Here is a 19793-nt window from a genome sequence, read left to right as displayed (position 1 = left end):
TATGTCACAACTTGAAAGGGCAAGTTTCGGTAGCAAAATAGGCGTTATTCTCGCCACGGCAGGATCAGCTGTTGGCTTGGGAAATATATGGCGTTTCCCATACATGACAGGACAGAATGGTGGTGCCATTTTTATCATCATTTATGTATTCTGTGTCTTACTACTGGGTATTCCCTGTATGATTAGCGAGTTTATCATTGGACGTCATGGTCAGGCCAATACCGCACGCGCTTTCCGCATCATGTCAGGTGATACTATCTGGTCGATCATCGGCTATATGGGTGTACTGACAGGATTTCTCATTTCAGGCTACTATGCAGTCGTTTCAGGCTGGTGCTTAGAGTATGTCTGGGCATCTGTTTCTGGCAGGCTATTAGGAAACCCTGAATATATTAAAGATTATTTTACTACCTTCGAACAGGATCCTGTCAAGCCAGTATTCTGGACTTTCATTATTCTGCTGGCCACTTATCTGATTATTGAAAATGGCGTACGTAACGGTATTGAGAAAGCATCTAAGCTCATGATGCCCATCTTGTTCATTCTCCTGCTGATTATTGTAGTGGCATCGTGCCTGCTGCCAAATGCAGATAAGGGTATCGAATTCCTGTTCAAACCAGATATTTCGAAACTGAATAGCGATGTTTTCTTAGCTGCCTTAGGACAGTCATTCTATTCTCTGAGTATAGCCATGGGATGTATCTGTACCTATGCCAGCTACTTCTCCAAACAAACCAATCTCACAACATCGGCTATTAACATCAGCGTTATCGATTTTATGGTTGCTCTACTGGCCGGTCTCATTATCTTCCCTGCAGCTTTCTCTGTAGGCGTCAATCCTGATAGCGGTCCCTCACTGATATTCATTACCATTCCTAATGTATTCCATCAGGCTTTTGGTAGTATCGCCAGTTTAGGATACATCATCTCCATACTCTTCTATGCCTTACTCTCGATGGCAGCCTTGACATCGCTGATGTCGCTCCACGAGGTCAGCACGGCATTCCTGGAAGAAGAGTTAGGCACCACTCGCAAACGCGCAGCGGCCTTTGTAACAATCGGATGTATACTGGTTGGAACCATCTGTTCACTCTCACTGGGCCCCTGGGAGAGCTACAAAGTGTTTGGCATGACCATCTTCGATCTGTTCGATTTTGTGACAGGTCAGTTATTCTTGCCCATTGTCGGCTTCCTCACATGTATCTTCATTGGATGGTCTGTTCCCCATAAGATTGTACGCGACGAGTTCACCAATATGGGTACACTGCGCAATGAATCCATGTTCCATCTATACATATTTCTTGTGAAATACGTATGTCCTATATGTATCTTGTTTATCTTTCTTCATCAATTTGGATTGCTTAAGTAATGGAGAATAGAGGAACATTTGGCAGCAAACTGGCTATTATCCTGACGACAGCAGGTTCAGCCGTAGGATTAGGAAACATCTGGCGTTTCCCATTTATGACGGGACAGAATGGTGGCGCCGCCTTCATTCTGATCTATTTAGGATGCGTCCTGATATTAGGTATACCTGGCATGATCAGCGAGTTTATCGTTGGACGTTATTCCCAGTCAAATGCAGCACGAGCGTATGGCAATGTTGGATTCAAGCGCGCCAAATACATTGGCTACTTAGGTATCCTGACATCAACCATTATCCTTGGCTTCTATGCTGTAGTGGCAGGTTGGTGCCTGCAATATCTCTTTGCCTCGATAACAGGCAAGTTGAATGGCGACACCAACTACATCATCGAGTATTTCAAAACCTTCTCAAGCGACCCTATACAGCCCTGCTTATGGGGCGTTGGTTTTGTACTGATAACGCATTATGTAGTAGCCAAAGGTGTGAATGATGGTATCGAACGCGCCTCTAAGTTACTTATGCCTTTATTGTTGTTGCTATTGGTCATCTTGGTTATTGCATCATGTTTACTTCCTGACGCATCGAAAGGTATCGAATTCCTGCTGAAACCCGATTTCACAAAAGTAAGCAGTAATGTATTCCTTGAGGCCTTAGGGCAAGCTTTCTTTTCACTGAGTTTAGGCACAGCTTGCTTATGCACTTACGCATCATATTTCAAGAAAGACAGTAATCTGCTGAGATCTGCCACACAGATAGCTCTGCTCGATTCAACAATAGCCATCTTAGCAGGCTTGATGATCTTCCCCGCAGCATTCTCTGTAGGCGTACAACCAGATAGCGGTCCATCGCTCATCTTCATCACATTACCCAACGTGTTCCGTCAGGCCTTTGAGAGCATGCCTGTGGTAGGGTTCATTATTTCCATCTTATTCTACGCCTTACTGGTATTTGCGGCATTGACATCAACCATTTCCATGCATGAAATTGGTACAGCCTTCTTCCATGAGGAGTTACATCTGCCAAGAAACAAAGCAACCTGGATTCTTACTACAGTCTGTGGTTTCATTACCATCTTCTGTTCACTATCTGTAGGAGCTTACAGCGAACTGCAGCTCTTTGGCATGCCACTAATGGATTTCTGCGACTTCATTACTGCACAGATCATGCTACCTGCTGGTGCATTCTTTACCAGCATCCTCGTTGGCTGGTTCGTAGAACGTCAATTAATCGCTAATGAGTTTACCAATAATGGCACACTTAGAGCCACGTTCCTCAGCGCCTATCTGTTCTCTGTCAGATATATCGTTCCACTCTGCATTCTGCTCATTTTCCTGCATCAGTTCCATATTATATGATCCGCGAATTCTTCTATCTACAGAAGTCCGACCGCAAAGTCATACTCACATTGCTGGTTGCGATAGTAGCGATATTCGCCATGATATATATTGCTGGAGATTATGAGACAGAGGAAACAGCACAACAAAAAGAAACTATCACATCGCATACCAACAAGAGCTACAGCTATGCCAGCTATAAGCCCAAGAAGGTTGAACGATTTGCCTTCGATCCCAATACAGCAGACAGTAGCCAACTGCTACGTTTAGGTTTACAGCCTTGGCAGGTTAGGAATATCTACAAATACAGAGCGGCAGGAGGCATTTACCGTAAACCGCTTGATTTCGCCAAGCTCTATGGACTAACAGTAAAACAATATCGTGAATTGGAACCATATATTCATATCTCCAGCGACTACCTGCCTGCATCCATATTATTGGAGAAAGAAAAAGACCAAGTAAAATCACATCATCAGAACATACCTAAGGACACAGCTGCTACTCAGTATCCCAAGAAGATTAAGGCTACTGAACACATCGTGCTGAATACAGCAGATACCACTACTTTGGTAACCATCCCAGGCATTGGTCCTTACTTTGCACGTAAAATTGTGCAGTATGGCAATCGGTTAGGAGGATATATCAGTGTTGATCAACTCGATGAGATAGAAGACTTCCCCATAGAAGCCAAGAAATACTTAGTTATCAATAATCCCACACTCAAGAAACTAAATGTAAACCAATTGTCGCTCAATGAACTGAAGCGACATCCCTATATCAACTTCTACATGGCAAAAGCTATTGTAGATTATCGCCGCCTACATGGGACCATTCATTCTTTGAACGAATTACACCTTATCAAAGACTTTACGCCTGAGGTCATTCAGCGTCTTACGCCGTATGTTGCGTACTGATTTGTTAATAAATCATAGCGAATGATAGTTGATTCAGGGAAATATCGTATATTTGCAAAATAAACTAAAAAACGAAAGAAAGATGTTTGGATTAGGATTCCAGGAGATACTGGTTATTGCATTGATTATTTTGCTGCTCTTTGGCGGCAAGAAGATTCCCGAACTGATGCGTGGCCTTGGCAAAGGCGTAAAAAGCTTCAAGGAGGGAATGAACGAGGTTACAGACGTGAAGAAAGAGGTAGAACAGGACGAGAAGAAGGATGCGTGATACACCCACAATGACGTTCTGGGATCATCTTGACGAACTGCGTGGGGTGATTATCAGAGTGTTGGTGGTAACGGCTTTAGGCGCTGCTGTTGCTTTCTGCCTGAAGGATGAACTCTTTGCCATCGTACTGGCACCACGCTCCAGCGATTTCATCACCTACCGACTATTAGGCGTAGAACCATTCTGTGTTCATCTGATGAACATCGGACTCACAGAGCAGTTCATGGTTCACCTGAAAACGGCCTTCTATGCAGGCGTTCTGGTGGCTTCGCCCTATATCATCTACCAACTCTTCCGATTTGTATCACCAGCGCTCTATGACAACGAAAGGAAATACGCCACACTACTCTGCTGTAGCGGGTACCTGATGTTCATGCTGGGCACAGCACTCAATTATCTGCTGATATTCCCACTAACCGTCAAGTTTTTGGGCACTTATCAGGTTAGTCCCGATGTGGCAAATATGCTCACGTTGCAATCTTACATCGATACGTTGCTGATGATGAACCTAGTGATGGGCATTGTGTTCGAGCTGCCTGTAGTAAGCTGGCTGTTAGGCAAGATGGGGCTGATTCATGCCACGATGATGCAGAGCATACGCCGACATGCAGTAGTAGCAATACTAGTGGTTGCTGCGATTATAACCCCCACTACCGATGCCTTTACGCTCTTTGTGGTAGCATTACCCATCTGGCTGCTCTACGAACTGAGCATTGTGATAGTTAGAATAACAGAATAGAACAAATACTTATATATATAGACTTATGCTTCGTAAAATCAGAACCATCCTTGCAGCGGTGATGTTTGTACTGATCACGCTGCTGTTCCTCGACTTCACGGGGACGTTACATCATTGGCTCTCATGGTGTGCCAAGATTCAGTTCTTGCCTGCTGTGATGGCACTCAATGTAGTAGTGGTAGTGGCATTCTTGCTCATCACACTTATTTGTGGACGCACCTACTGCTCCATCATCTGTCCTATGGGCGTGTTTCAGGACATACTGGCCCGACTGAACAGGAAAAAGAATAAATACAGCTATTCGAAAGAGGTTCGTTGGCTCCGCTATCCTATGCTTGTGATCTTCATCATCGCTGGAGTGGCTGGCATTGGATCGATATTCCAATTGTTAGCACCTTATAGCAGCTATGGACGTATCGCCACCATGATATTCCAACCTGTTTGGAAGATGGGTAACAACATCTTAGCCGAGCTGGCTGAGCGTGCCGATAGCTACGCCTTCTACAGTATTGATACCTGGATGCGCTCCATGCCAGTATTCATAATCGCAGCTGTTACTTTAGTTGTGGTATTTATCTTGGCTTGGCGAGGCGGACGTACCTATTGTAACACCATCTGCCCTGTAGGAACCATCCTGTCGTTCTTTGCCCGTTTCTCATGGCTGAAGATCCATTTCGATGAGAGCAAGTGTAAGAACTGCTCACTCTGCTCTAAGAACTGCAAGGCTGCCTGCATCGATTTCAAGACACATACTGTAGATTACAGTCGCTGTGTGGTTTGTGGCAACTGTATTGATAGCTGTAAGTTTGGTGCACTGAAGTACACAGCTACCAAACCATCAAAGAAAGCAAAACAAACTGAAGATGCCAGCACTATCGATACTTCAAAGCGCTCGTTCCTACTGGCAACAGCTTTGGTTTCAACAGCTGCTCTGGCACAGAAGAAGAAGGAAAAGCTGATGGATGGTGGATTGGCAGAAATCGAAGATAAGGTAATGCCAGAGCGCCAGACACCGCTCACACCTCCAGGCTCGCTCTCATTCCAGAATCTGGCCACCCGTTGCACAGGTTGTCAACTCTGTGTCTCAGAGTGTCCAAATCAGGTGTTGCGCCCTTCTTCCGACTTGATGCACCTGATGCAGCCCACCATGTCGTACGAACATGGCTATTGCCGCCCAGAGTGTACACGCTGCTCTCAGGTTTGTCCTGCAGGGGCTATCAAGCCTATCGACAAGGACGAGAAGACCTCTGTTCAGATTGGTCACGCCGTATGGATTAAGAAAAACTGCGTGGTACTGACTGATGAGGTGGAGTGCGGTAACTGTGCCCGCCATTGTCCTTCTGGTGCTATCGAGATGGTTCCACTCGATGAGAACAATGAGGAATCACCCATGGTTCCAGCTATCAACGAGGCAGCTTGTATTGGCTGCGGCGCCTGTGAGTATGTTTGCCCGTCTCGTCCGTTCTCAGCTATTTATGTTGAGGGACACGAAGTACACAAGCACATTTGATGATTTAATCATTTTCATTTTGACGTTTTATGGAAAAAAAGAATATATCACGCCGTTCTTTCCTGAAGCTCTTCGGAGCTGGATCAGTAGCTACTGCAGCTACCCTTGCTGGATGCAAAAGTGGCAATAAAGCAGGTAGTCAGGCAAAAGAAGAATACAGAAATCAGGTTGAACCACCTGTTGGTCAGATGACCTATCGCATTAATCCCAAGACTAAGGATAAAGTATCAATCCTGGGCTATGGCATGATGCGCTTACCCTCCAAAGTTGACAATAGTGATGAGTTCGATCAGGATATGATCAACAAGCAGATCGACTATGCCCTGGCGCATGGCTTGAACTACATCGATACATCACCCGTATATTGTCAGGGAAAGTCTGAGCGTTGTACAGGTATCGCCCTGAGCCGCCATAAGCGTAGCGAGTACTTCGTGGCTACCAAACTTTCTAATTTCAACCACGACTACTGGTCGTTCGAGAAATCGAAGGAGATGTACCACAACTCTATGAAAGAGCTGCAGGTTGACTATCTCGACTACTACCTGCTGCATGCCGTAGGTGGCAGTATGGAGGAGTTTAACGGGCGCTATGTGGATAACGGCATCATGGACTATCTGCTGAAGGAGCGCGAGGCAGGTCGCATTCGCAACCTTGGATTCTCGTTCCATGGCAAACAGGAGGTGTTCGACGAGGTATTGGCCCTCGACGAAAAGTACCATTGGGACTTTGTACAGATAGAGCTGAACTATCTGGATTGGGACTATGCCAACGAGATCAGTAAGAGTAACGTAGATGCCAGCTACCTCTATGCCGAACTGCAGAAGAAAGGCATTCCCGCAGTTATTATGGAGCCGCTGTTAGGAGGCCGATTGGCCAACCTGCCCCAGTATCTGATGACAGAACTGAAGAGTCGTGACCCAGAGCGTAGTGTAGCTTCATGGGCCTTCCGCTATGCAGGCACCAACGAGGGTGTACTTACCGTATTGAGCGGTATGACCTATATGGAGCACCTGAAGGACAATCTGTTGAGCTACTGTCCGCTGAAACCGCTTACCGAAGAGGAGATGCGATTCCTCGACAAGGATATCGCCCAGAAGATTGTGGGCCTTGAGAATATTCCATGCAACGATTGTAAATATTGTATGCCTTGTCCTTATGGCGTAGATATCCCAGCCATCTTTGTACATTACAACAAGTGCAAGAACGAAGGTTCACTACCAATGGGAGTAGGGGATAGTGAGTATCGCAAACATCGTCGCCAGTATCTCATTTCGCTGGATAGGGTAGTACCTCGCGATCGCCAGCCCGATCATTGTATCCAGTGCGGTCAGTGCGAGCCACATTGTCCGCAGAGCATTCGCATTCCACGCGAACTGGCAAAGATTGATGAGATGATTGAGAGCTTGAAGCGCAACCCAGAGAGCCCAGAAGTATAAAAAGAATAAATAAATTTGGTTTTTTGCTCACTTAATCGTACCTTTGCACCCGAAATAAACGTTTATAGAAGAAAATGGCATTAAAATGTGGTATTGTGGGACTGCCAAATGTGGGCAAGTCTACCTTGTTTAATTGTCTGTCGAGTGCGAAGGCTCAGGCAGCAAACTTCCCTTTTTGTACAATCGAACCCAATGTGGGTGTCATCACTGTACCTGATGAAAGACTGACCAAACTCGCTGAGCTGGTTCACCCAGGACGTATCGTTCCTGCTACCTGCGAGATTGTAGATATTGCTGGTCTCGTAAAAGGCGCTTCTAAGGGCGAGGGACTGGGTAATAAATTCCTTGGAAACATCCGCGAAACCGATGCTATCATCCACGTGCTGCGTTGTTTCGAGGACGAGAATATCACGCACGTTGATGGCACTATCGACCCCATCCGCGATAAGGAGATTATCGATACAGAGCTTCAGCTGAAGGACCTTGAGACTATCGAGAGCCGCTTGGCTAAGACCGAGAAGGCTGCAGCTGCTGGTAATAAGGACGCAAAGATCGAGGCTACCGTACTGCACGCTTATAAAGAGGTGCTCGAGCAGGGTAAGAATGCCCGTATCGTAGAGTTCGAAAGCAAGGACGAGCAGGATTGCGCTCGCAATCTGTTCCTGCTTACTTCAAAGCCTGTGCTTTACGTTTGCAACGTAGGCGAGACTGATGCCAAGAGCGGTAATGCCTTTACCAAGAAAGTAGAGGAGCTGGCTAAGGAGGAAGGCGCTGAGACTATGGTTATCGCCGCTAAGACCGAAGAGGATATCGCCGAGCTGGAGAGCTACGAGGACAAGCAGATGTTCTTGGAGGAGTTGGGCTTGGAGGAGAGTGGTGTAAACCGTCTGATTAAGAAGGCCTACGCTCTGCTTAACCTCGAGACCTTTATCACCGCTGGTGAGATGGAGGTCAAGGCCTGGACCTATAAGAAGGGCTGGAAGGCACCACAGTGTGCTGGTGTTATCCATACCGACTTCGAAAAGGGCTTTATCCGTGCCGAAGTTATCAAGTACGACGACTATATCCAGTATGGCTCCGAAGCAGCTGTACGCGAGGCTGGTAAGCTGGCCGTTGAGGGTAAGGAGTACGTAGTACAGGATGGCGACATTATGCATTTCCGCTTTAACGTATGATGAATCTACTCAACTATATCCTTTGGGATCCAGACCTGATAGCTTTTAAGTTGGGACCTATTCCACTTCTAGGCACTATTGCAGTTCGCTGGTACGGACTGATGTGGATTATCGGCTTGGCTCTGGCCTACTTCGTGGTTCAGCGCCTCTACAAGGAGCAGAAGATTAAGGACGAATATTTCGACCCACTCTTCATCTATTGTTTCTTTGGCATCCTGATTGGTGCCCGTTTGGGGCATTGCCTATTCTACGAGCCCGATTATTTCCTGACTTCTGCCAAAGGATTTGCAGAAATGATACTGCCTATCCGATTTCTGCCCGAAGGAGGATGGAAGCTGATAGGCTATGCAGGATTAGCCTCGCATGGCGGAACTTTAGGACTGATGATTGCCCTCTGGATGTACGTGCGCAAAACCAAGCTGGGCATCTGGACGGTACTCGATAATATCGCCATTGCCACAGGTACCACAGCCTGCTTTATCCGCTTGGGTAACCTGATGAACTCAGAGATTATCGGCAAGATAACAGACGTGCCCTGGGCATTCATCTTCGAGAAGGTTGATGCCGTTCCACGCCATCCAGGACAGCTGTACGAGGCCATCGCCTACGCTATCCTGTTTGTCATCATGTGGACTCTGCATAAGAAGATGCCTGAGAAGATTGGTACAGGTTGGTATTTCGGCTTCTGCCTGACGTATATCTTCACCTTCCGTTTCTTCATCGAGTACACCAAGGAGATACAGGAAGCCTTCGAGGCATCGCTCCCCATCGATATGGGACAGATACTCTCTATCCCCTTTATCATATTGGGAACATTTTGTATGATAAGGGCTAATAAAAAGGCTTAATAAGACATTTCACTGGTTTCAAACATAGAAACTGCCAGTTCCTTGCGGGGAAACTGGCAGTTTCTTTATTGGGAACTAACTGTTTCCAGCAAGGAAATTACTTGCCCGAAACTATCTTTTTAATGTCATTCAGCTTATTGAGAGCCTCTAATGGAGTGAGGTTATTCACATCGAGACCTAAGATTTCGTCGCGAACCTGACAGAGCACTGGGTCATCGAGTTGGAAGAAGCTTAACTGCATACCCTCACGCGAACCAGCAATCTCCTTAGTAGGCTTGCCAGCGGTGCCTACTTGGGCATTGTCGCTCTCAAGCTGCTTCAGAATCACGTTGGCACGCTTCACGATACTGCGAGGCATACCAGCAATCTCTGCCACATGGATACCAAATGAGTGCTCACTGCCACCACGCTCCAGTTTACGCAGGAAGATAACCTTGCCATCTACCTCTTTTACGCTGACATTATAGTTCTTGATGCGCGAAAAATTCTTCTCCATCTCGTTCAGCTCGTGGTAGTGGGTAGCAAACAGCGTACGAGGCTTTCCTTTGGCATTCTCATGCAGATACTCTACGATGGCCCATGCTATCGAGATACCATCGTAGGTACTGGTTCCACGACCTAACTCGTCGAAGAGCACCAGTGAGCGCGAAGAAACGTTGTTCAGGATGTTCGAAGCCTCAGTCATCTCTACCATAAAGGTTGATTCACCCAACGATATATTATCCGAGGCACCAACACGGGTGAAGATTTTATCCACCAGACCGATTCTGGCGGCTTCTGCGGGCACGAAGCAACCTATCTGGGCTAACAGTACTATCAAAGCCGTTTGACGCAACAGCGCCGATTTACCAGCCATATTCGGGCCTGTAATGATGATAATCTGCTGGCGCTCGTTGTCGAGCAGGATATCATTGGGCACATAATATTCGCCAAGCGGCAACTCCTGTTCGATAACAGGGTGGCGGCCTTGCTTGATATCGATAACCTCCGACGAGTCGATCACTGGGCGGATATACTTATTCTCCTCAGCTGCCTTGGCAAAGCTGAGCAGGCAATCCAGACGAGCAATGATATTGGCATTGATCTGAATCTGCGGGATAAAATCCTGCATACTCAGAATGAGGTCGTTGAAGAGCTTAGCCTCCAGACTCAGAATCTTATCCTCAGCACCCAGAATCTTCTCTTCATACTCTTTCAGTTCCTGAGTGATATAACGCTCAGCCTGAGCCAGTGTCTGCTTGCGAACCCACTCAGGGGGCACCTGCTCCTTATAGGTATTGCGAACCTCAAGATAGTAGCCAAACACGTTGTTATAGCCTATCTTCAAGCTCTGAATGCCAGTCTCCTGAGCCTCGCGCTCTTGTATCTTCAGCAGATAGTCCTTACCTGAATAGGCAATCTGGCGCAGTTCATCGAGCTCCTGACTGACACCGTCGCGAATCACACCTCCCTTGGCCACCAGCTGTGGGGGATCGTTCTGAATCTCCTTTTCGATACGGTCGCGCAGCGATTCGCAAAGGTTCAGCTGCTCGCCAATACGGTTCAGCGTTTCGTTCTTGGCATACAAACAGGCTGTCTTGATGGGCTGGATGGCCTGCAGGGCCGTCTTGAGCTGCACCACTTCGCGAGGCAATACTCTACCAACGGCAGCCTTCGAGATAATACGTTCCAAGTCGCCGATACGATGTATCTGGTCATCGATGCACTCGCGGAACTCTGGCTCGCGATAGTAATACTCTACCACATCCAGTCGCTCGTTGATAGGTTTTTCGTCCTTCAGGGGGAACACCAGCCAGCGGCGCAGCAATCGGCCACCCATGGGGCTCACCGTCTTATCAATCACATCCAGCAGCGACTTGCCATCCTCCTGCATGGGGTAAACCAGCTCCAGACTGCGGATAGTGAACTTATCCAGTCGCACGTACTTATCCTCTTCGATACGAGAGATAGATGTGATATGTCCTATCTGGGTGTGCTGCGTCTGTTCGAGATACTGCAGAATGGCTCCTGCTGCGATGACTCCCGATTGCAGATGGTCCACACCAAAGCCTTTCAGATTCTTCACCTTAAAGTGAGTCAGAAGTTTCTGCTTGGCTGTCTGATCAGTAAACACCCAATCATCCAGCTGGAACGTAAAGTATTTAGTGCCAAAGTGGCGTTCAAAATCCTGTTTGCGATTACGATCAAAGAGCACTTCCTTGGGCGAGAAGTTACCAAGCAGCTTCTCTACATAGTCAGCCGTTCCCTCACCTGTCAGAAACTCACCCGTCGAGATATCAAGGAAGGCCACACCAAAGCTCGACTTACCGAAATGGATAGCTGCCAGGAAGTTGTTTTCCTTGTAGTTCAGCACGTTATCGCTCATAGCCACACCTGGTGTCACCAACTCGGTAATGCCTCGTTTAACCAGTTTCTTGGTCAGTTTGGGGTCTTCCAGCTGGTCGCAGATTGCCACGCGCTTGCCGGCACGAATCAGTTTGGGCAGGTAGGTATCGAGGGCATGATGCGGAAAGCCAGCCATTTCATCGCCTTTCCCGCCAGCACCGTTGTTACGATGCGTCAGCGTGATACCTAATATCTTCGAGGCAGTAATGGCGTCTTCGCAATAGGTTTCATAGAAGTCGCCACACCTGAACAGCATCACTGCATCAGGATGTTTCGCCTTCAAATCGAAGAACTGTTTCATCATCGGGGTTAGCTCTTTCCCTTCACTTTTTGCCATAACTTCCTAAATTTTAATCTGAGCGGCAAAGTTACTCCTTTTTTCGCAAACAGCAAAATTTTCTACTTAAATAATTGTTATGTTCGCGTTTATTTGTATCTTTGCCAGCAAGATGAAGAAACTCGTTATGATATCGCTCATGCTTGGCTGGACGCTTATGCTTTCAGCCCAGTATCTGCATCCAGGCGATACCATCGCGATTATCTCGCCTTCGAGTGCTACTGATACCGCTACCATCAATGGTGGCATCCGCACCTTGGAGAAGTGGGGCTATCCATGCGTGGTAGCGCCCAATGCGCTCAACAATTATCATGGTTTTGCAGGCACTATCGATGAGCGACTATCCGACTTGCTATGGGCTTTACGCTCACCATCCATCAAGGCCATCATGTGTTCACGAGGTGGCGATGGCGCAGCCCATCTGCTTTCTCGCATCTCATTAGATACCCTCCGAAAGTATCCTAAGATGATCATCGGTTTCAGCGATGTAACGGCATTGCTATGTGCTGAAGCCAGAGCCGGCGTGAAAGGTATTCACGGTTCGATGTGTTATGCTTTGAAAACCTACGAGGGTAACGATACCGTGAGTCAGGCCTTGCGACGTATGCTGGCTGGCAATCTGCCAACCTATCGCGTGGCTCCTCATCCCTTAAATGTCATTGGTAAGGCCGAAGGCACGCTTGTGGGTGGCAATATGAGCGTATTCAACGATCTGGCTGGCTCTGATTTCGACCCGCTTTTTCTCGATGGAATCGTGCTATTTATTGAAGATACAGGCGAGGGGATGAGTAAAGTAGACCGCATGCTGCATAACATCGAGATACGAGGTTTACAGAAACACATCCGAGCCGTTATCGTAGGTCAGTTTAATAAGTACAAGCACCCCGAGAATGGCTTCGACGATATGTACGCCTTGCTCCACGAGTACCTACAGCATTGGCACATCCCCGTATGCTACGATTTCCCTGTAGGTCATGCACACCTCAAAAACTTCCCACTCATAACAGGCGCCAAGGCCACGTTAGAAGTGAGAAGCAATGAAGTTGTGCTATATTATTAAAGTCTGGTTTGGCGAACCACGATAGCTATGGCCACCAGGAGCAGCACTATGCCTACAATGACAGCACTATCATACTTCTGGTTATCGTAATATTTTCCACTCACCTCGTACAGTCGCACTGCTTCATCGGCATGCGCTGTAAGCACAAAAAACATCAGGATAAGGCTTAATATTTTTTTCATTCTCTTTCTTCAGATATAGTTTTCAAGTTGCAAATATACTGCAAACAGACGAATCTACCAAAACTTTTTTCCATAAAACCGCCTATAAATATAAATCAGAAGTAAACCATTACGAAAAAAGTCGTAACGAAGTTTTTCGTAACATGCAAACTCTTATAAATCAGCGCTTTAGATAGTATAAGAATAAATAAAAATCTATTTTCTTTCTTGTCATATTTCAGAACAATAAATCATGGAATCGGAGAAACTTATTATTTACTCCGATTTCCGTTTTTTCTCTATTTTTCTTGCCGGTATCGGCAAAAAATTGCATATTATGAAGCATTACTTGCGTAAAATCTTGCCGATAGATAATAAAATAATAGGGATTTCCCCCATTGATTATAGGGATATTATTTGTTGTGTTTTGAGGGAAATGAATACCTTTGCACCAAAAAACAATCATAAAGGTATGAAAACAACTCATTTCAGGAGAATAATCTGTATTGCGCTTACTGCCTTCTCTCTCGTCTCTTGCAGTAGTAATAATGAAGATATCGCAGATAATAACGACCCTACTAACAAGGGCGAAGTCCCTGTACCCGAAGAGGAAACCATCACCAACCTATCGGCTGATCTGCCTCTTGCGGCAAAAGAATACCTGGGCTCAGGCTACGACATAACAGGAGCGTATCTTAGTAACGAATGCCTGCGCGAGAATGTGATCGACCTGAACAAACTGGAACCTGACCAGATAACATCGATTGTAGCTAATAGTGGAACAGGAAGTCTGGTAAGTGGCATTGGATATTCATGGACTTTCTTGGATGGCTTGCGTAGAGCACAAGGATTTACACTCGAGGGCGAACCAGGCGACGTTTATTTCGCTGGTACTTTAACAAACAATCCTTTGTTTAAGGATAGCAAGGAGCGAAGCGACAACTACTCGTTTATGATGTATATGGATAGATATACTGTATATGAACAGAAACTGCTGATACCGACAGAACGATATATTGACCGCATACTGACTGACAAATTCAAGCAGGCACTTGAAAACGAAAGTGCTGAACGTATTGTGGAACGATTTGGCACTCATGTACTCAAACGTGCACTTATGGGTATGAACATCCTATCTCTATACCGTTCTGGTCTGAAAGAAAATACAAGCGATGAGGATCACTTCTTATGTAGCATGTTCCGTCGTATGAACGAGGTATATAGCCCTGTCTATTGGAAAATTGTCGATTCGAAAGCTACAAAGGGCGGCGCACTATCAGTACAATGTCATGGTGGCAACGCGCAAAGGCTTTCGGCAGACTTCGCTAAACTCATGCTCACCCCAGAAGAGTCATCGAAAGCCATCGCAGAATGGTGGAACCACGCAAACGACGACCATCTGTCGCTTGCATTGCTGAGTGGCGACGATGTAGTACCTATCTATAAGCTGATTACTGATGAAACGAAAAGAGCTGAGGTACAACGCGCTGTCAAGGCTTATATTCATAGTCATCAGCTGTAAGGAATATCTTCCCTAAGGAGGACTCGAGTCCTTTAGTAGGAGGACTGCAGTACTTCCTAAGGCGTACTGGAGTCCTATCTAATAAGTACTCATGCCACCATTAATGGTGGCTATTTCGCTTTTTTGCAAAAACATCTCAACATCTCACTCAAATCTTCTGAACTCCTTATAAACACAGGACTTCCGGATAAGTGAGGTGTTTGACCAACACCTCACTCAACTACTCACCCAATACCTCACTTTTTGAATAAATTTTTCATCAGAGCGAGGTGTTAGATAAGATGTTTTTTGAAGAAGAGTCGGAGAAAGTGATATTTTTCTCCGACCCCTTGGTTCTTTGAGACAAATATTGCATGTAAGTAGATAAATTCTTGCGAGGTAAGGGCAAAGCTGTTATTTAGTAGGATTAAGGTAGGGTTTTAGTAGGATTAAAAGTGGATTATTGGTAGGATTAGAAATCCGTGTAACCATTTAATAATAAGCGTATTAAATTAAATTTGGTAGGATTAAAATGGAAAATAGAAAAAAATAATCTAACTGATTAATACTCTATAACAGCTCAAGACAGAAAGGAACGGTTATTGAAGATGTGACATACTTTCAAAAAAAAGGCAATGACACTCTCGGAACATATAAAGTGACTCATAGAACATTGGTTTTTCGTTATTTATATCTACTTTTGCAGCCGAAAAGGTGAAGAATAGAACATTTATGGATATTAAAGACTTAAAACCAAGAAAGGGCGCAGGATGCCTGCGCATAGGCGACAGCGACGATCTGGTGCTGATGGATCACTTTAACGGACTGCCCGCAGGTAAGCTGAAACCGCTTGACCACGGGATTGTTGTGATATGTACCGCAGGAGTCGCACAGTTCGTATATGGTGGACAGACTTTTCAACTTACCAAGAACGAACTGTTTCTCTTTATGGCCTATTCGGTATTAGAGGACTTTATGTCATCAGCCGACTTTGACTGTCGCGCGGTCTGGTTCTCACGTGGCGAAACATGGAACATGAACATGTTTGCCAAAAGCAGTCTTTCCGACCTTCAACTGTTGCAGCAACATCCAAAGGCTTCGCTCTTTGATGTGGATGCTAAACTATTCGATAACTACTATCAGCAATTATCCCACCACATGCGCCATCACACGCAGCCCCTTTATCCCGACATTGTGCATTCCATCTTAGGCACTTTGCTATTAGAAGTTCTCTCTGTACTGCGTCGTGCTGCAGAAAACACGCAAACAGCAGCTAAACATCAGGAAAGCAGCGGACTACACGGCAAGCAACTGGCTGATCGCTTCGTAGAACTGGTGGAAAAGAGCGATGGACGCATTCGCAGGGTTGACGAGTTTGCACAGATGCTGAATGTAACACCCAAATATCTGTCGAAGCTTATCATGACTACTCTCAACCGCAAACCAAGTACACTCATAAACTTCTTTACACTTAAAGCCATTGAGAACAGGCTACGGTTTACAGATATGACGATGCAGCAGATTGCTGACGATCTGAATTTCCCCAACGCCTCGTTCTTCGGTAAGTATTTCAAGGAGCATTCAGGGTCAACACCCATGGAGTTCCGACAGAAATATCACCAGAAAAAAAGAATAAACACTAACAACGATAATAATAATACACGAAATTAAAGTATGACGCTTATTAAAACTATCTCAGGTATCCGTGGCACTATTGGCGGATATATCAGCGATTCACTTAACCCCATGGATATCGTCAGATATACAACGGCGTATGCCCAGTTTATCGACGGTAAGAAAATTGTTGTAGGGCGCGACTGTCGCAGGTCAGGACTCATGGTGCACAATATCGTAGTAGGCACCCTGATGGGCATGGGTTACGACGTGGTGGACATTGGTTGCGTATCTACTCCTACCACCTCACTCGCCGTACTCAGCACAGGTGCTGATGGCGGCATCATCATCACAGCATCGCACAACCCCGTAGACTGGAACGCCCTGAAGCTGCTTAACAGGCATGGAGAATATCTCAACGTAGTCGACTACCAGAAAATCCTATCTTATGCCGAAAACGGAAGGTTTAACTATGCCGATGTCTATCGACTGGGAAAACTGACTAACGACAACAGCTTTCACCATCAACACATTAATGCCGTTCTCAATCTGAATCTGGTGGATGTTGCCGCCATCCGCAATCGTAAGTTCCGCGTATGCGTTGATACCATCAACTCCGTAGGAAGCATCATTCTGCCAGAGCTTTTCCAGGCTCTTAACGTTGATTTCGTCATCATTAATGGTAACCATACTGGCGATTTCACCCATAATCCCGATCTTCACGAAAAGAATCTGCATGGCATCATAGACAAGATGAAGAAAGACTGCTTCGATCTTGGTATTGTGGTCGATTCGGATGTGGACAGCGTGGCATTTATCTGTGAGGATGGCACCCTGTTTGGCGAGGAATATACACTGGTAGCAGCGGCCGATTATGTGTTAAGTCAGACCCCAGGTCATGTTGTCAGTGATATTAGTTGTACGCGTGCGCTACGCGATGTAACCCAGAAGTACGGTGGACGTTTCTACACTTCGACAGTAGGCGAGTCGAACGTTACAGAGAAGATGAAAGAGGTTGGGGCTGTGATAGGTGGAGATGGTAATGGTGGTATTATCTATCCAGAGCTACACTATGGTCGCGATGCGTTAGTCGGTATAGCCTTGATATTAACCAGACTGGCCCAGACGAAGTGCACGCTAAAAGAACTCCGTAATACACTACCCGACTACAAGATCATCAGGAATCATATCGACCTGACCTCAGATACAGATGTAGATTCTATCTTCATGGAGGTAAAAGAAAGGTTTGTAAAGGACACCAGCGCCTCAATCAATGATATAGATGGCCTGAAAATCGACTATCCGGATCGTTGGGTGCATCTACGTAAATCGAACACCGAACCTGTTGTCCGAGTATATAGCGAGGCGGAAACCATCGAACATGCCGACGACCTTGGAAACCAGCTCATGCGGTTCTTCTATAATCTACAGAAAGACCAGTTGCTCAGATCGAAGATACTAAGACATTAAGAAAAGCCGCAGCTCTTACGAGTTGCGGCTTGATATTTAGATAAATCTATCGACTTATGCGAATGGATTCTCTGTTGGGTAGTAATCGCCCTTGGGGAAGTTGTAGTCGATCTCCTCAACGGGGATACCCATGTACTTGAGAACCTCCCACAGGTACTTACCAGCGTGCTCGAACATAACGGCAGCGTGGTGTGGGTAGTGCTTCTCAATGAGGACGTGACGATAGAAGCGGCTCATGTTCTTGATACCGAAGGTACCGATAGAACCGAATGAGCGTGTAGCTACTGGCAGGATCTCGCCCTGAGCGATATAAGCGCGGAGCTTAGTATCAGCCGTAGACTGCAGACGATATACAGTAGCCTTACCAGGCTTCAGGTCACCCTCGAGAGTACCGTTAGTAACCTCTACTGGCAGAGCGCGGGCCATAATGCGCTGGAAGCACATCTGGCAGTTGCAAACCTTAGAAGAAGCGGTGTTACCACAGTGGAAGCCCATGAAGATTTCCTTCTCTGTGTAGGTGTCGCACTCGAACTTCTTGCCCTTGATGCTCTCCTCGTACATATCCTGAGGTACAGAGTTGTTGATGTCGAGCAGTGTAACGGCATCCTCGGTGATACATGTTCCGATGTACTCTGACAGAGCACCATAGATATCTACCTCGCAAGCTACGGGGATACCACGGCTTGTAAGACGGCTGTTAACGTAGCAAGGAACGAAACCGAACATGGTCTGGAAAGCAGGCCAGCACTTGTTAGCCATAGCTACGAACTGGCGAGAACCCTTGTGACCCTCGATCCAGTCAGTCAGAGTGAGCTCGTACTGAGCGAGCTTAGGCAGAACTGAAGGAATCTTGTTACCAGCACCGAGCTCCTTAGCCATATCAGCTACAACAGCGTCGATACGTGGGTCGCCCTGATGCTTCTGGAAAGCCTCGAGCAGGTCGAGCTCTGAGTTCTCCTCGATCTCAACATCGAGATCATACAGAGCGCGGATAGGAGCGTTACAAGCCAGGAAATTGTTTGGACGAGGACCGAAGCTGATGATCTTCAGGTTCTGCAGACCAACGATAGCGCGAGCGATAGGCAGGAACTCGTGAATCATCTCAGCACACTGAGCAGCGTCGCCAACGGGCTCCTCAGGGATATAAGCGCGAGTCTTACGCAGGCTCAGAGCCTGGCTGGCGTTCAGCATACCGCAGTAAGCATCACCACGACCGTCGATCAGGTCGTTCTGAGTCTCCTCAGCAGCAGCGCAGAACATGGTTGGACCCTGGAACCAGTCAGCAATCATAGTCTCAGAAATCTCAGGACCAAAGTTACCAAGGTATACGCAGAGGGCGTTACATCCAGCCTTCTTTACGTCCTCAAGGGCCTGCTGAGCGTGGATCTCACTCTCAACGATACAGATAGGACACTCGTAGATGCCGTCCTTACCAAACTTCTCTTCATACTTAGCGATAACAGCCTTACGACGGTTAACAGCCAATGACTCGGGGAAACAGTCGCGAGATACAGCGACGATTCCTACTTTAATCTTAGGTACGTTGTTCATTTTTGTAATTAAGTTATTAATGTAATAAATTTCGTTTCAAGCCACAAAATTATAATTTAATATTGAAACAACCAAGAAATTTAGAAAAAATAACAGCGGATTATACAATTCTAATATATGGATG

General features: G+C 46.3%; 16 protein-coding genes. 13 read left to right on the top strand and 3 right to left on the bottom strand.

The features are described 5' to 3' along the window. Nucleotide 1 precedes the first annotated feature (1 nt). The 9 genes from T491_RS0103685 to lgt all read left to right on the top strand — a co-directional run bounded on the left by T491_RS0103685 (nt 2) and on the right by lgt (nt 9590). Nucleotides 2-1369, top strand: coding sequence for a sodium-dependent transporter (locus T491_RS0103685; protein ID WP_028902682.1), 1368 nt, complete (start codon nt 2-4; stop codon nt 1367-1369). Further along, nucleotides 1369-2721 (top strand): sodium-dependent transporter, encoded by a 1353-nt coding sequence (locus T491_RS0103680; RefSeq protein WP_028902681.1) that lies wholly within the window; start codon nt 1369-1371, stop codon nt 2719-2721. The genes T491_RS0103685 and T491_RS0103680 overlap by 1 nt, the downstream gene beginning before the upstream one ends. After that, a complete protein-coding gene (locus tag T491_RS0103675) occupies nt 2718-3614 on the top strand; it encodes a helix-hairpin-helix domain-containing protein (RefSeq protein WP_028902680.1) in 897 nt (298 codons plus the stop codon). Before T491_RS0103680 ends, T491_RS0103675 begins: the two co-directional genes overlap by 4 nt. A gap of 82 nt (nt 3615-3696) precedes the next feature. Next, complete coding sequence (locus tag T491_RS0103670; RefSeq protein ID WP_028902679.1) at nt 3697-3882, top strand: twin-arginine translocase TatA/TatE family subunit; 186 nt, start codon at nt 3697-3699, stop codon at nt 3880-3882. 10 nt (nt 3883-3892) lie between these two features. Further along, a complete protein-coding gene (tatC, locus tag T491_RS0103665) occupies nt 3893-4621 on the top strand; it encodes a twin-arginine translocase subunit TatC (protein ID WP_155950012.1) in 729 nt (242 codons plus the stop codon). A gap of 25 nt (nt 4622-4646) precedes the next feature. Beyond that, the gene (locus T491_RS0103660; RefSeq protein WP_028902677.1) at nt 4647-6131 is read left to right on the top strand and encodes a 4Fe-4S binding protein; all 1485 of its coding nucleotides are present in this window, start codon (nt 4647-4649) and stop codon (nt 6129-6131) included. Nucleotides 6132-6160: 29 nt separating this feature from the next. Further along, entirely contained in the window at nt 6161-7567 is a 1407-nt protein-coding gene (locus tag T491_RS0103655; protein ID WP_028902676.1) for an aldo/keto reductase, read from the top strand. Between the two features lie 74 nt (nt 7568-7641). Then, on the top strand, nt 7642-8742 hold the full coding sequence (ychF, locus tag T491_RS0103650; protein WP_013064510.1) for a redox-regulated ATPase YchF: 1101 nt from the start codon (nt 7642-7644) through the stop codon (nt 8740-8742). Beyond that, complete coding sequence (gene lgt, locus T491_RS0103645) at nt 8739-9590, top strand: prolipoprotein diacylglyceryl transferase (RefSeq protein WP_028902675.1); 852 nt, start codon at nt 8739-8741, stop codon at nt 9588-9590. Before ychF ends, lgt begins: the two co-directional genes overlap by 4 nt. A gap of 97 nt (nt 9591-9687) precedes the next feature. On the opposite strand, the gene mutS is transcribed toward lgt, so the two are convergent. Next, on the bottom strand, nt 9688-12312 hold the full coding sequence (mutS, locus tag T491_RS0103640; RefSeq protein WP_028902674.1) for a DNA mismatch repair protein MutS: 2625 nt from the start codon (nt 12310-12312) through the stop codon (nt 9688-9690). 112 nt (nt 12313-12424) lie between these two features. Between mutS and T491_RS15605 the strand changes: the two genes are divergently transcribed. After that, nucleotides 12425-13372 (top strand): LD-carboxypeptidase, encoded by a 948-nt coding sequence (locus T491_RS15605; protein WP_051522951.1) that lies wholly within the window; start codon nt 12425-12427, stop codon nt 13370-13372. On the opposite strand, the gene T491_RS0103630 is transcribed toward T491_RS15605, so the two are convergent. After that, a complete protein-coding gene (locus T491_RS0103630; RefSeq protein ID WP_028902673.1) occupies nt 13369-13554 on the bottom strand; it encodes a hypothetical protein in 186 nt (61 codons plus the stop codon). The genes T491_RS15605 and T491_RS0103630 overlap by 4 nt on opposite strands. 451 nt (nt 13555-14005) lie before the next feature. On the opposite strand from T491_RS0103630, the gene T491_RS0103620 reads away from it, so the two are divergent. The 3 genes from T491_RS0103620 to glmM all read left to right on the top strand — a co-directional run bounded on the left by T491_RS0103620 (nt 14006) and on the right by glmM (nt 18118). Continuing rightward, nucleotides 14006-15055 (top strand): hypothetical protein, encoded by a 1050-nt coding sequence (locus tag T491_RS0103620; RefSeq protein ID WP_028902671.1) that lies wholly within the window; start codon nt 14006-14008, stop codon nt 15053-15055. A 711-nt stretch (nt 15056-15766) separates the two neighbouring features. Further along, complete coding sequence (locus T491_RS16915; protein WP_028902670.1) at nt 15767-16705, top strand: AraC family transcriptional regulator; 939 nt, start codon at nt 15767-15769, stop codon at nt 16703-16705. Nucleotides 16706-16708: 3 nt separating this feature from the next. Next, nucleotides 16709-18118 (top strand): phosphoglucosamine mutase, encoded by a 1410-nt coding sequence (glmM, locus tag T491_RS15595; protein WP_051522950.1) that lies wholly within the window; start codon nt 16709-16711, stop codon nt 18116-18118. Between the two features lie 54 nt (nt 18119-18172). Here glmM and T491_RS0103605 read toward each other — a convergent pair whose 3' ends face one another. Beyond that, nucleotides 18173-19669, bottom strand: coding sequence for an L-fucose/L-arabinose isomerase family protein (locus T491_RS0103605; protein WP_028902669.1), 1497 nt, complete (start codon nt 19667-19669; stop codon nt 18173-18175). Nucleotides 19670-19793 lie beyond the last annotated feature (124 nt).

The sequence above is a fragment of the Prevotella sp. P6B4 genome, assembly GCF_000619985.1.
Lineage (GTDB): Bacteria > Bacteroidota > Bacteroidia > Bacteroidales > Bacteroidaceae > Prevotella.
Note: the sequence above shows the minus strand (reverse complement) of the source record. Positions and strands in the feature narration are given on the sequence as shown.